Origin of the sequence: Nannocystis pusilla (assembly GCF_026626665.1) — a bacterium.
In the GTDB taxonomy this organism is placed as follows: Bacteria; Myxococcota_A; Polyangia; order Nannocystales; family Nannocystaceae; genus Nannocystis; species Nannocystis pusilla.
The window spans coordinates 11858502-11871227 of sequence record NZ_JAPNKE010000002.1 but is presented as its reverse complement, the minus strand read 5'-3'; the positions used below and the strand labels follow the sequence as shown (position 1 = coordinate 11871227).

11 protein-coding genes and 4 pseudogenes are annotated in these 12726 nt (G+C 71.6%); 9 read left to right on the top strand and 6 right to left on the bottom strand.

Annotated features, from left to right (window positions below; translation table 11 throughout):
* Positions 1–163 precede the first annotated feature (163 nt).
* The gene (locus tag OV079_RS52860) at positions 164–295 is read right to left on the bottom strand and encodes a hypothetical protein (RefSeq protein ID WP_267778288.1); all 132 of its coding nucleotides are present in this window, start codon (positions 293–295) and stop codon (positions 164–166) included.
* A gap of 117 nt (positions 296–412) precedes the next feature.
* On the opposite strand from OV079_RS52860, the gene OV079_RS52855 reads away from it, so the two are divergent.
* Positions 413–802: a hypothetical protein gene (locus tag OV079_RS52855; protein ID WP_267778287.1), complete on the top strand. Its 390-nt coding sequence runs from the start codon at positions 413–415 to the stop codon at positions 800–802.
* A gap of 303 nt (positions 803–1105) precedes the next feature.
* The gene (locus OV079_RS52850; protein ID WP_267778286.1) at positions 1106–2059 is read left to right on the top strand and encodes a lanthionine synthetase C family protein; all 954 of its coding nucleotides are present in this window, start codon (positions 1106–1108) and stop codon (positions 2057–2059) included.
* Between the two features lie 162 nt (positions 2060–2221).
* Here OV079_RS52850 and OV079_RS52845 read toward each other — a convergent pair whose 3' ends face one another.
* Together OV079_RS52845 and OV079_RS56970 are read right to left on the bottom strand one after the other, a co-directional pair.
* Positions 2222–2608 (bottom strand): hypothetical protein, encoded by a 387-nt coding sequence (locus tag OV079_RS52845; protein ID WP_267778285.1) that lies wholly within the window; start codon positions 2606–2608, stop codon positions 2222–2224.
* Positions 2609–2659: 51 nt separating this feature from the next.
* A pseudogene (locus OV079_RS56970) lies at positions 2660–3455 on the bottom strand (UdgX family uracil-DNA binding protein).
* Between the two features lie 179 nt (positions 3456–3634).
* Between OV079_RS56970 and OV079_RS52830 the strand changes: the two are divergent.
* Positions 3635–4099 (top strand): DUF2243 domain-containing protein, encoded by a 465-nt coding sequence (locus OV079_RS52830; RefSeq protein WP_267778283.1) that lies wholly within the window; start codon positions 3635–3637, stop codon positions 4097–4099.
* A 370-nt stretch (positions 4100–4469) separates the two neighbouring features.
* Here the strand turns inward: OV079_RS52830 and OV079_RS60430 are convergent.
* The 3 genes and pseudogenes from OV079_RS60430 to OV079_RS52820 form a co-directional block, all read right to left on the bottom strand.
* Positions 4470–4752 (bottom strand): annotated as a pseudogene (locus OV079_RS60430) (plasmid stabilization protein); the annotation flags it as partial.
* Between the two features lie 107 nt (positions 4753–4859).
* Positions 4860–5312, bottom strand: a complete 453-nt coding sequence (locus OV079_RS52825; RefSeq protein WP_267778282.1) for a hypothetical protein — start codon at positions 5310–5312, stop codon at positions 4860–4862.
* Positions 5313–5824: 512 nt separating this feature from the next.
* A complete protein-coding gene (locus tag OV079_RS52820; RefSeq protein ID WP_267778281.1) occupies positions 5825–6091 on the bottom strand; it encodes a hypothetical protein in 267 nt (88 codons plus the stop codon).
* Between the two features lie 2640 nt (positions 6092–8731).
* Between OV079_RS52820 and OV079_RS60425 the strand changes: the two are divergent.
* From OV079_RS60425 to OV079_RS52800, 6 genes and pseudogenes are all read left to right on the top strand, one after another.
* Positions 8732–9763 (top strand): annotated as a pseudogene (locus tag OV079_RS60425) (sensor histidine kinase); the annotation flags it as partial.
* Positions 9764–10032: 269 nt separating this feature from the next.
* Positions 10033–10278 carry a sensor histidine kinase gene (locus tag OV079_RS60420; RefSeq protein ID WP_420829616.1) on the top strand — a complete coding sequence of 82 codons (246 nt, stop codon included), beginning with the start codon at positions 10033–10035 and terminating at the stop codon, positions 10276–10278.
* Positions 10275–10726, top strand: a pseudogene (locus tag OV079_RS60415) (response regulator). Before OV079_RS60420 ends, OV079_RS60415 begins: the two are co-directional and overlap by 4 nt.
* A 1-nt stretch (position 10727) precedes the next feature.
* Complete coding sequence (locus OV079_RS52810) at positions 10728–12218, top strand: ATP-binding response regulator (protein ID WP_267778278.1); 1491 nt, start codon at positions 10728–10730, stop codon at positions 12216–12218.
* Positions 12212–12397, top strand: coding sequence for a hypothetical protein (locus OV079_RS52805; RefSeq protein ID WP_267778277.1), 186 nt, complete (start codon positions 12212–12214; stop codon positions 12395–12397). Before OV079_RS52810 ends, OV079_RS52805 begins: the two co-directional genes overlap by 7 nt.
* Positions 12394–12666 (top strand): hypothetical protein, encoded by a 273-nt coding sequence (locus OV079_RS52800; RefSeq protein ID WP_267778276.1) that lies wholly within the window; start codon positions 12394–12396, stop codon positions 12664–12666. The genes OV079_RS52805 and OV079_RS52800 overlap by 4 nt, the downstream gene beginning before the upstream one ends.
* The last annotated feature ends 60 nt before the right edge of the window (positions 12667–12726 follow it).

Here is a 12726-nt window from a genome sequence, read left to right as displayed (position 1 = left end):
ACGCCGTTCCGGCAGGCCTCCAGCAAAACCGCCCCGGAGGCCTCTCCCAGGCCACGGACGTCGAGCGTGACGACGTGACGAGTGCCTCGGGCGCGCAGCAGCGATTTACGTGCGCCACGTTCGAGGTGAGGGCCTCGGTCGACAATGGTGAGCGCCGGATGGGCTACACGCTGAAGGTCGACGCCACGAAGACGATCGCGTTCGAGGTGACGGAGTTCTCGCTCGATCCGGTGTCGGGACACACGGCCGACGAATACCGAGGTGAGCTCTCGAAGATCCATTCTATGAACGGCACGGCCCACCTGAACGAGAGCGGCGTGCTCTCCGGCGTGACGTTTGCTCCCGAGCCGACGCGAACGGCGCTGCTGCAGGAGCAGACCTTCGGACCGACGTCCACGACGCGCTGCTCGTCATGGCTCGACCGCGGAAGCCGGCGCTTGGCGAGACGCAATCGTGGGAGCTCGACGTGCCGAAGTTCGGCGTCCCGAACGGCTATGGGACCGCCGATCTCCTGCCGGCGCGTCTCTTTCGGTGGACGGCGAGGCTTCACGACGACGCGCGTGGCGCGGCCGTGGAGCTCGCGTGGACGACGTCCGCCGCGAAGCAGACGTACGCCGGAGCGGACCTCGAGCAGTGGGACGAGAGCGGCACGGCCGAGGGTCGTTATGCGCTCGACGGCTTCGTCGAGGAGCTGCGATCCTCGCGGACGACGATCGCCACGGTCTCGGCTGCGGGTCGACGTTCGACGGGGACGACGAAGGACGAGCGCTCGATCCGGCGGCTCGGCCCGTGCTCGCCATGACGTGCGGTCGTCCGGCCGGCTGAGCACCCCGAGCGCGATTGCGCTCCGACTTCTGGCGTTTTCAGCCCCGCAGCACTAGCCTGCGGCGCATGCTGTTCGAGCCGGACCGCCACGAGCCGCTGACCGACGAGGCGTGGGACCCCGAGCGAGCGCGCGCCGCGGTGCGCACGATCGTCGCCGACCTCGCCGCGAGCTTCAGCCCGTCCGAGCTGTGGCCGGAGCACCCGCTCGACGAGGTCGGAGCTCCGCCGCCCGCCGGCAATACAAGTCGATCTACCTCGGCGCCGCCGGGCGCTGTGGGCCATGTGGTACCTGGCGCGCGAGGGCGCGGCGAGCCTCCCGTTCGGGCCGGAGGACCCTATCGCCCGCGTCCACGCCGCCTTCCTCGCGGCGCCCGACGTCGGCCAGGCCGTGCCGTCCTACTACCTCGGCGAGGTCGGCATCCTCCTGGTCCTGTGGAAGCTGACGCGCGCCGAGGCGGCCGCGGAGCGGCTGTACGCGGCCATCGAGGCCAACATCCCCAACCCCACGAACGAGGCGTTGTGGGCCGCCCCGGGCACGATGCTCGGCGCCCTGCACATGCTGCAATGGACCGGCGAGCCGCGCTGGCGCGAGCTGTTCCACGCCAACGTCGAGCAGCTGTGGCGGACCTGGCTGCCGAGCGAGCGCCCCTCCTGTCACTTGTGGACGCAGGACCTCTACGGCGACGTCGTGCAATACCTCGGCGCCGGGCACGGCTTCGCCGGCAACGCCTACCTGCTGCTGCGCGGGCAGGCGCTGCTGCCCGCCGAGCGCCGCGAGCTGCTGCTCACTCGCTGCGTCGAGACCCTGCGGATCACCGCCAGGCACGAGGGCGACGCCGCCAACTGGCCGCCGCAGCTCGGCCCCGAGCCGCCCGGCCGCGAGAAGATCCTCATGCAATGGTGCCACGGCGCCCCGGGCATCGTCACCGCATTGAGCGACTTCCCGCCCGGCGAATCTTCCGAGATGGACGCGCTCCTGCTCGCGGCCGGCCGCGCGACCTGGCAGGCCGGCCCGCTCGCCAAGGGCGCCGGCCTGTGTCACGGCACCGCCGGCAACGGCTACGCGTTCCTCAAGCTGTCGGCGCACCGGCGACCCGCTGTGGCTGACCCGCGCCCGCGCGTTCGCTATGCACGCCATTCGCCAGAGCGAGCGCATGCGCCAGGAGCACGGCCGCGGCCGCTACACCTGTGGACCGGCGACCCGGGGTCGCCGTGTACGTGTGGCATTGCCTGATCGAAAAGGCCGACCTGCCGGCGCTCGACGCCTTCGAGTGACCCGGCCGGCGGGCGCATGCCCGAAGCGACATGTCCACCGGGACAGGCTATCACGCCTGGTTCGACCCTTCATACAATGCCTCGAGGACATGTCCCTTCCGACATTCATTGAACGAAACCATCAATGATAGCGCCGGTCGCACTCCCACGCCTCGGCCTCCCGCGCGCGACCGACGAGGCCGCCGTCGCCGACCACGACCGCCTCGTCGCCGACCGCGGCGACCGCGTGCAACGGCGGCAGCTCCTCCTCGGTGCGCACGGTCTCGTCCGTCCAGGCCGGGTGCCCGTACACGACGACCCCATCGGCGCGCACCATCCACCGGCCTTCGCGGGTGAGGCCGGTGATGGTCGCTCGGTCGAACTGCGACTCGTCGATGAACACGCCGTTCGTCAGGATGAACAGGGCCTCGTCGGCGCCGCCGAGCGCCCAGTCGCTGGCGGTCGAGGCGACGCCGCGGGTCCGCCGCCGGCGACGCCACAGCCTCCTCGGAGCGACGCGCCGCCTCACCGAGTTGCCGGCGAATGCCGCCTGCCCTCGCGCCTCGCACGACGGCACCCCTCAGCGCGCCGCCGACGAGCGCCGGCCTGCCGCCTCGGCTCGCCCGTACAGCACGCCGGCCACGATCTCGAGGTCCGCGGTGAACTTCGCCATCTCCGCGCGGCGGTCGGCCGAGCTCGGTTGGCGCAGGATCGACGACGGATGCACCGTCGCCAGCACGTGGGGCACCCGGTCGTTGGCGATCAGCTGCCCGCGCATCGTCGACACGCGGAACGACCGGCCCAGCAGCGCTTGCGCCGCGGTCGCGCCGAGGCACACCAGCACCTCCGGACGGATGAGCTCGATCTCCTTCTCGAGCCACGGCAGGCACGCCCGATCTCGCGGGCGCTCGGCTCTTGTGCAGGCGCCGACCGCCGCGCCGCTCCCACTTGAAGTGTTTGACCACGTTCGTCACGTACGCGTCGTCGCGGGCGATGCCGGCCTGCTCGAGCCCCTGGTCGAGCACGCGGCCCGCGGGGCCCACGAACGGCGCCCCGGCGATGTCCTCGTCGTTGCCGGGCTGTTCGCCGACGAGGATCAGGCGCGCCGCCGGGTCCGGCGCCGAACACCGTCTGCGTGGCGTTGCGGTAGAGCGGGCAGCCGTGGCATCCCGCCGCGGCCGACCGCAGGGTCGGAGTGACAGCCGCTCCGGGAAAAGTCCCGGGCGCTGCCTGTCACGTCGTCGTCTTCGTCGTCGTGCATGTACAAAGTGTGGCGCGGGTTGCGACCGCGCGCGCGTCCGCGAGCCCCGATCTTGCCCGGGCGTGCTCGCCGGCGATCCGGTGCTACATACCGGCCATGCTCGCGCTCGCCGCATTCGCGCAATCGCTGGCTGCCCCGATTGCGCCCCTGTCCGCGCCGCCCGAACCGCGATCGCGGCCGATCCGGACCGCTGGTTGTACGCGTTCGGGGTCGCCGCCCCGTTCCTGGTCGCCTCGGTGGTGATCGCTCTGGTGTATCGCCTCGGCCGCAGCGAGCCGAGCCGGAGGTCCCGCGATGGCCCTGAACAAGCAGCACGACGGTCCGCTCGTCGCCGCCGGGATCGCCCTCGGCGTCGGCCTCGGCGGCTTCGTCGACGGCATCCTCTTCCACCATTGTTGCAGTGGCACCAAATGCTCAGCTCGGCTGCCGCCGGACACTTTGGTGGCGATGAAGGTCAACATGATGTGGGACGGCCTGTTCCACGTCTTGACCTGGCTGATGACGGTGGTCGGCATCGCCCTGCTGTGGCGCGCCGGCGGCCGCGAGGACGTGCCGTGGCGCGGGCGCACCCTGGTCGGCGGCCTGTCGCTCGGCTGGGGCCTTTTCAACTTCGTCGAGGGCCTCGTCGATCACCAACTCCTCGGCATCCACCACGTCCACCCCGGCGCGCACGAGCTCGCCTGGGACCTCGGCTTCCTCGGCTCCGGCCTCCTCTGCATCGCCCTCGGCATCGCCCTCGTCTGCCCGGCGCGTCGCTGAGCGCACCGCGATGCTCGCCCCGCTCCACGGACAGGGGCCCGCCACCACGACCGAGCTCGTCCGTCGCGCCGCCGAGTGCGGCGATTCGGCGCGACGCTCCGCTCGTCTGTTTGCACATGCATGCGACCCGGCCCGGGGATGCTCACCGGCCGGGTCGTGATCGATCGCGGGCATCCGCACGTCGATGTCACCCAGGTCCAGCTGTTCTACCGCCGGGCTCGGCCCTTCGCGGGGCTCCCGCGAGGTCGACGCGAGCGACCTGCGACGCGCTCACCGCCGCTTCGCCCGGGCTCCCGCGAGGTCGACGCGGGCGACCTCGCGACGCGCTCACCGCCGCTTCGCGCTCGTCTTCTTTGCGCCCGCTCGCGGCCTTGCGGCGGCGCGTCTCCCAGCCCTTCTTGGCCGCCTCGCTGCGCTTCTTGGCCGACTGGCTGCTGCCGCCGATCCGGCCGCCCTTGCGCGACGACGAGCGATCGACCTTCTTGCCGCGGCCGCTGCCCGACTTCTTGCCGCCGCCCGTCCCTGTTGACGGTGGCCCAGGCCCGGCTCTCGGCCTCGTCCTCGCTGACGCCGCGCTTCTTGTAGCCCTCTTCGATGTGCTCGGCCTGGCGCTTCTGTTTGTCGGTGTACTTTTCCTTGCTTCCGCGTGCCATGGAGATCCTCCTTTTCGACGATTTGCTCGAGAAGGTGGCACACGCGGGCCGCGGCAACACGCGGCCCGCGGATTTCATCCGACCGATCGCGGCCGTGACGACGACCCTCAGAACGGGACCCCGCAGCACTCGCTGGCGGCCGCGTTCAACGCCGCCTCGTCCATGCCGGCGCACAGGCCCGGATCGGGGCAGGAGGCGAACTCCTTCTCGCCGTCGTGGCAGCTGCAGGTACCGCCCTGGCAGACGAACGCGACCCCGAGCACGTCCGGGCATTCGACGATCGTGTCGCATCGATCCGCGGCGAGGAACTCCGCCTGGACGATGCAGTCCGCGCAATGGATGAGGTAGGCGGCGCCCTCGGCGAAGCAGGGGGAGCCCGCCTTCAGGTCCACCGCGTCGCCCTCGCAGTCGAGCGCGCCGCGGCAGGTGTTCCACGCCGTCCCGCTGCACAGGCACGCCGGCGTGTCCTTGAACAGGGTGTCGATCTTGCAGTTCTCGGCGCACGCGGCCGGATCGACCTCCGCGTCGCACGAGCCGAACACCCGCACACCTGGTCGCACGACGCCTCGAAGTCCGCCATGTCGACCTCGCACAGCGCCTCGCCGGTCGTCGCGGTCGTCGTCGGCTCCGTCGCGCTCGCCTCGGTCGTCGGAGTCGTCGTGCTCGCCTCCGTCGCGGTCCCCTCGCTCGTCGTCGTCGCAGTCGCGTCCGTGGTCGTCCCTTCGCCCGTCGTCGGCACCTCGGTGGTGTTCGACTCGGAGCCCGACGCCGACTCGGTCTCCTTCTCGGGGCAGGCGGTGCAAAAAACGATCGACGCCGCGCAGAGACCGCGGACCGTCACCATCAAGCTGTTAACATCAAGTCCCATTGGCCGAGGATGGGCCAGCGAGCTCGGCTTGTCCAAAACTTTCCTCACGCGGTCTCGCGGCCCCAGAACGCCGCCAGGGCGTCAGTGCGCACATACCCAACATTCGCTCCCGGTATTCGCCGGATCGAGATCCAGCCAATCATCGCAATCACCCGAGGGCGCGATCGCCCGGGCGCAGCCTGCGCGAATGACCGCACACGGAAATCACGTGGGCCGGTCCGCCAGGGATGCTATGGCAAACCCATGCACCTTCGACCTCTCCTTGGCATGATGATGATTTCCGGTCCGGGCTCCGCTGCTCGCCTGCGGCGACGACGACAACGCCTCGGCCACCGACGACGCGAGCACCGGCGGGCCGACCACGACCGCGCCGACGGGCGAGCCGACCACGACCCTACCGACCACCGGCGCCCCGACCACCGACGTCGATCCGACCGAGGGCGACAGCGAGAGCGACAGCGGCTCGACCACCGCCGGCACCTCGACGACCGAGGGGCCGGCGCTCGCGTGCCACGAGCTCCGCTGCCGGCGGCGCTCGTGGAGGACGGCGCGGGACGACGGCCTGACGATCTCCGGCTTCGCCGGCTACGACGGCCTCACCCCCAAGGTCTACGACTTCGCCCGCGACGCCGATCGGCGACGTGCTCGCCGTCGGGTACTTCCATTACATCGGCGAGGACATGGTCCATCCATTCGCGCGCGACGACGGCAGCGGCTGGATCGAAGACGCGAGCCTCGGCGTCGAGCCCGAGCGGCCCACCCTCTCGGCGGTGGCCGCCGACGACGGCGGTCGGGTCGCCCTCGCCACTTACTCGGCGCTGCCGTTCGACCTGATGCAGCGCGAGGGCGAGGTGCTGCTGGCCGACGGCGGCGAGTTCGAGGTCATCGGCACCTTCCACGGCGCGGTGCGCAGCGGCCTTCTACGACGGCGAGCCAGGTCGCCGGCGTGTTCTCGCTCGACGACGAGCCGGCCATCTTGCACCTCGCGGTCTACGGCGACATGGGCTGGCACGCCCCGCCCGGCGGCGCGCTCACCGGCACCGGCGCCTTCGAGCTCACCGTCGACGGCGACGAGCTGCTGGTCGGCGGCGCCTTCTCCGGCGTCGGCGGCATCGCTGCGCAGTCGGTGGCCGCGTGGACGGCGCCGACTGGACCGCGTTCGACCTGCCGGAATCGACGGTGTTCGCGCTGGCGCGCGACGGCCAGGGCGACCTCTACGCCGGCGGCCTGTTCTCGGTCGAGGCAGCGTCGAGACCGGCGGCATCGCCCGCTGGTCCGGTCAATCATGGCAGTCGGTCGCCGGCGGTCTGGCCAATCCGAGCTTCCGCGGGGTCGTCTCCGACCTGGCCGTTCGGTCAGGTGAGCCTACGTCGCCGGCTGCTTCACCTCCGCCGGCGGCCCGCCCAGCGAGCCCGCCGCGGTCCCGGCCCTCGGCCTGGCGCGCTGGGCCGGCGGCGCCTGGAGACCTCGCCGACCCGGGCCTCGGCGTCGGCACGGCGTGGTTCACCCCGCTGAAGTGCGGCGACGAGGGCCCCGACGCGATCTGGGACGCCCAGCACCAGCGCCTGTTCGTCGACGGCGACCGGCTCCTCCTCGGCGGCTCGTTCGCCGGCGCCGGCGGGGTCGCCTCCCAGAGCGTCATCGCCCTGGGCGCCGACGATCAACGGGTCGCCCAGGGCGAGCCCGGCCGCGGCTTCTCCGGCGCCACGCGCTCGCTCGCCGTCGGCGGACCCGAATGCGGTCCACGTCATGGGCGGCGTGACCCACGCCGGCGGCGTCGCGGTCGACAATCGCGTCATGCGCGACGACGGCGGCGCCTGGACCCCGCTCGGTCCGCCGGTCCCCGCCGACGCCTATTGTTGGCAGCTCGCGGTCGACGCCGCCGGCGTCCCGGTGCTCGGCTGCGACCTGCCGCCCGAGGGCGACCTGCCGCCCGAGGGCGGCGTCCTGCGGCTCGCGGACGATTCGTGGCAGGTCGTCGGCGAGCCGTTCCCGCAGGGCGGCGTGGCCACCGTCGGCTTCGACCCGCGGCGCGCTGTGGGCCGCGGGCGGCGGCGGCGAGGGCTTCGTCGCCCGCGAGGACGGCGGCGCCCTGACCGTCTTCGGTACCAGCAATGGCCGCGTCGCCTCGCTCGCCTTCCGTCCGGTCCCCGCGGGCGAGCCGGTGCAGGCGGTCGTCGGCGGCTACTTCAGCGAATCCGAGGGCGTCCCGGCCGGCGGCGTGGCCCACTGGAACGGCGAGGCCTGGGAGCCGCTGGCCGACGGGATCGTCGGCAGCGTCCTCGCCGTCGCCTACGCCGAGGACGGCGCGATCTATGCCAGCACCGCCGACGACGGTACCCCCAATCGACCGATCCTCGCCCGCTGGGACGGCGCGGCCTGGGCCGACGTCGCCACCCCCGAGCCCGGCCCGGTCGAGGCCGGCTACGCCTTCTATTCGCTGCTGGCCCGCGGCCAATACGTGGTCGCCGCCGGCTTCGCCTGGCCGAACTCCGGCCAGCGCAACATCTTCGTCTACGACGGCGCCGGCTTCGCGAGCCTGCGCGGCGGAGCGACCGCGATCTACGTCGAATCGACGGCGCTGGCCCACGACGGCCTAGTGGTTCGGCGGCACGATCGCGGAGGCGGGGCCGCCCGAGGCCCGGCTCTCGTCGGTCGGGATCGCCCACCTCCGCTGATTGACTCGACCGCGGGTCTCGCGTCTCGCGCGCCCGGCCGCGGATCGGTTCGCCTCGCCCTTTCTCGAACGAGAAGAGAAAGGAAGTCGCGTCGTCCGGGCGAACCCCGAGGCGCAGCGCGGCGCCGACGGCATTCGCGCACCCTGCCCCACCTGGGTCTCACCGGCGAATCGCCGTACCCGACGGCGATGCCGGGAATAACCTGGCCGCGCCCGGATGCGATCGGCACCCCGCGGCTTAGCGCGCATTCGAGCCCTGTGCCCTCGCCAGACCGCTTCTGGGGTCGGCCGCGCCCGTCGGCTCAATCGCCCTCCGCGACGATCCCGCAGCGGTCTCGCAGCGGCGAATCTCGGCCCTGGGCCGCGAGTCGCAGATATGGGGTGTCGTCGCATCCTGCGGATGGGGTCGCATCCGCCCGCTGCGCGATCGCGCAATGTTGCGCCGCTTCGGCCGGGCATCATCCGGGGCGTTCGATGGAGGGCGGCCGCGCATGAGCTATCACGAGCCCATCTTTGCCATGAGCCTCGACCCGGCGGTATTGCTGGACTCGCAAGGCGTCGTCACGCGCGTCAACGACAGCTGGCAGCCCACCTTCGGGCATTCGGCGGACGAGCTCGTGGGCCAGACCTTGACGGGTCTTGTTGCCCCCGCAGGAGGCCGAACACCTCGGTCGTTGGCTCGGCGACCTCGCCTCGGACGGCAGGCCGCGGAGCTGCATACCCGGCTCCGCGCCGGCAACGGTGAATATCGCCTGACCTACCTCCGGGCCTTGCGGGCCCCCGAATCGGGGGACGTCTGTCTGATCGCCCGCGAGCGCTGGCTGGACGACGCCGAGCGCGACCATCTGCGGCGGATCGGTCACCGCTGGGACGCGCTGGTCCACTGCCTCCCCGACTTCGTCGTCACCTCCGACCTCGACGGTGTCGTCCTCACCATCAACCGCGAGGTCCCGGGCATCCCCACCGATCAGCTCGTCGGCAGGCCCGAGAGCATGTTCACCCCGATCGCCCCCGACGAGCGGCCGGCCCTGCGCCAGCGGTTCGCCCACGTGGTGAAGACCGGCGAGACGCTCACCTACGAGACCCAGGTCCTCTACCCCGACAACACCTACGGCACCTTCGAGAGCCGGCTGGGCCCGATCTTCGACGGCACCAGGATCACCGGCACCGTGCTCGTGACCCGCGACCTCACCCGTCAGCGCCAGGCGGAGGAGGCGCGGCGGGCCGCCGAGCAGCAGATCCGCGAGTACACCATCCAGCTCGAGCGCAGCAACCGCGAGCTCGAGCGGTTCGCCTCGGTCGCCTCCCACGACTTGCAGGAGCCGCTGCGCAAGATCCAGGCGTTCGGCGACCGCCTGCGCCAGAAGTACGAGGAGCTCCTGCCCGAGGCCGGCCGCGACTACGTCAATCGCATGCAAGAGGCCGCCAAGCGCATGCAGGACCTCATCAACGACCTGTTGATGTTCTCGCGGCTCACCACCAAGGAGCAGCGCCACGCGCCGGTCAACCTCAACAAGATCTTGACCGCCGTGCTGTCCGACCTCGAGGTGCGCATCGAGGAGAACGAGGCCAAGATCGAGGCGGAGGGGCTGCCGATGCTCGAGGCCGACCCGATGCACATGCGGCAGCTGTTCCAGAACCTCATCAGCAACGCGATCAAGTTCCGCCGGCCCGAGCACCCCCTGTGGTCAAGATCACGGCCCAGGAGCTGCCGGCGCACGGGCGGGCGACCAGCATGGTCATGCGCGTGTCCGACAACGGCATCGGCATCGACGCGAAGTACCACGAACGGATCTTCGGCATCTTCGAGCGCCTGCACAGCCGCGGCAAGTACGAGGGGACCGGCGTGGGCCTGGCGGTGTGCCGCAAGATCTGCGAACAACACGGGGGCGCGATCCGGGTCGAGAGCAACCCGGACGCCGGCAGCACCTTCATCGTCGAACTCCCGCTCCGTCAGGAGAGGAAGCACCAGTACCCATGAAGTCCAACAGCAAGCGACCGATCACGATACTCATCGCCGACGACGACCCCGAGGACCGGATGCTCGCCGCCGAGGCGCTCAAGGAGAGCCGCCTCGCCAACGACATCCGCTTCGTCGAGGACGGGAGGAGCTGCTCGACTATCTGCTGCTGCGCGGCCGCTTCACCAACCCCGACGACGCGCCGCGCCCCGGGGTCATCCTGCTCGACCTCAACATGCCGCGCAAGGACGGCCGCGAGGCGCTGCGCGAGATCAAGGAGACCCCGGACCTGCGCCGGATCCCGATCATCGTGCTCACCACCTCCAAGGCCGAGATCGACATCTATCGCAGCTACGACCTCGGCGTGAACTCCTTCATCGTCAAGCCGGTCACCTTCGACTCGCTCGTCGAGGTCATGCAGGTGCTGCGCAAGTACTGGTTCGAGATCGTCGAGATCGCCGCGGATTGAGATGCACGAGCCGGTCGACGTGCTGATCGTGGACGACGACGAGGACGACTTCATCCTCGCGCGCGAGCTGATCGCCGACATCGAGACCAGCGATTATCGGGTGCGGTGGGTCCAGTCGTACCAGGACGCCGTCCACGCCCTGCTGACCGCCGCGCCCGACGTGTGCCTGCTCGACTACCGGCTCGAGGCGCGCACCGGCATCGACCTGCTCCGCGAGGTCCGCGGGCTCGGCTGCGACGTCCCGATCATCTTCCTCACCGGGCAGACCGAGCGCGAGCTCGACCTCGAGGCGATGCACGCCGGCGCCGACGACTTCTTGATCAAGGGCAGCTTCACCACCCGCGAGCTCGAGCGGGCGATCCGCTACGCCATCGAGCGGGCGGCCACCGGCGCCGCCCAGCGCCGGCTGACCGAGGAGCTGCGGCTGATGCAGGTCCAGGCCCAGCGCTCGAGCCAGGCCAAGAGCACGTTCTTGGCCAACATGAGCCACGAGTTTCGCACCCCGCTGAACGCCATCCTCGGCTACAGCGACATGCTCATCGACCAGGCGCGCGCCGGCGAGTTCGAGCAGATCGAGGACGACCTCGCCCGGATCCGCAACGCCGGCCATCACCTGCTCGCGCTCGTCACCGACATCCTCGACCTCAGCCGCATCGAGGCCGGCCGGCTCAGCCTCGCGCCCGAGCGCTACCCCCTCGGCGAGCTGCTGCGCGAGGTCGTCGACGCCGTCGCCCCGCTCATCCACCGCAACGGCAACCGCTTCGTCTACGCCCCCGCCGACGAGCTCGGCGAGATGGTGGCCGACGCCACGCGGACCCGCCAGATCCTGTTCAACCTGCTCAGCAACGCCGGCAAGTTCACGCGCAAGGGCGTGGTCTCGCTCGCGGTCACCCGGCGGGCCGCGCGGCTCAGCGACTTCAACCATCACGCCGGCGACCAGCCGATCGAGGGCGTCGAGTGCGTCGAGTTCGTGGTCGCCGACTCGGGCATCGGCATGACGCCGAAGCAGATGGAGCGGCTGTTCGAGCCGTTCTCGCAGGTCGACGACACGGGAGGGCGCCGCTTCGGCGGCTCGGGCCTCGGCCTCGCCATCAGCCGTCGGCTCGCGCGGGCCATGGGCGGCGAGCTGCGGGCGCGCAGCGAGATCGGCCGCGGCTCCTCGTTCCGCCTGTCGCTGCCGTCGGACAGCACCGCCGCCGCGCGCTGGCGCGGGCTCACGCCCGAGCGGCAGTTCGCCGCCGGCGAGCGCGGCCAGCTGCCGATCGTGTTCGTGCTCGGGCCGACCGACGCGTTCGGCCGCCAGCTGCGCGACCAGCTCGCCGACGTCCAGCTCGACATCGTCGTCGAGGCCGACCTGCGCCGCGGCGTCAAGCGGCGCGCGCGCTCGGCCCGTCGCTGCTGGTGGTCGAGCTCAACGTCGGCGCCCCGGCCACCCTCGTCACCCTCGGCCAGCTCGCGCGCGAGCCCAGCCTGCAGGAGGCCGGCATGTTGATCTACCTGGTCGACGAGCAGGCCCAGTTCGGCTGCCTGCTCGCCAGCGACGGGGTCGTCAGCGCCCCGCTGCAGGCGCTGCGGCTGCAGCGGATCGTCGAGCGCCTGTCCCCGGGACAGCTCAGCCGCTGCACCTGTGGTCGAACAGCGCCGGCCTGTTGCAGGAGGCCACCGAGATGATCCGCCACACCCGCCGGATCGCCGCCCCGGCCGGCGGCGCGGTCGTCGACCCGAGCGAGCTGCACCTCGTCCACCTCGCCGCGCCCGGGGCCTCGTGGGGCCTCGCGGCCGGGCGGGTCGACGACCGCGCGCGCGGCCCCGCCGTCGTCCTGGTCGCGCCCGACGACCCGCGCGCCGTCCCGCCGAGCTTCGCCGCCGAGATGCGCGCGCTCGTCGAGCAGACCGGCATCCCGCGCCAGGAGCTCGCGCGGAGGTCGGCGCCGCCTTGATGGCGAAGATGCGCCACGACTGATTTCACAGCAGCGGCAGCCCCTGGTGCTGCACCGCCA

What these genes read in the sequence shown, in the direction of transcription:
- OV079_RS52830 (WP_267778283.1), top strand. Translation starts at nt 3,635, where the DNA reads ATGGCCCTGAACAAGCAGCACGACGGTCCGCTCGTCGCCGCCGGGATC.
- OV079_RS52800 (WP_267778276.1), top strand. Translation starts at nt 12,394, where the DNA reads ATGATCCGCCACACCCGCCGGATCGCCGCCCCGGCCGGCGGCGCGGTC.
- OV079_RS52805 (WP_267778277.1), top strand. Translation starts at nt 12,212, where the DNA reads ATGTTGATCTACCTGGTCGACGAGCAGGCCCAGTTCGGCTGCCTGCTC.
- OV079_RS52850 (WP_267778286.1), top strand. Translation starts at nt 1,106, where the DNA reads ATGTGGTACCTGGCGCGCGAGGGCGCGGCGAGCCTCCCGTTCGGGCCG.
- OV079_RS52810 (WP_267778278.1), top strand. Translation starts at nt 10,728, where the DNA reads ATGCACGAGCCGGTCGACGTGCTGATCGTGGACGACGACGAGGACGAC.
- OV079_RS52855 (WP_267778287.1), top strand. Translation starts at nt 413, where the DNA reads ATGGCTCGACCGCGGAAGCCGGCGCTTGGCGAGACGCAATCGTGGGAG.
- OV079_RS60420 (WP_420829616.1), top strand. Translation starts at nt 10,033, where the DNA reads ATGGTCATGCGCGTGTCCGACAACGGCATCGGCATCGACGCGAAGTAC.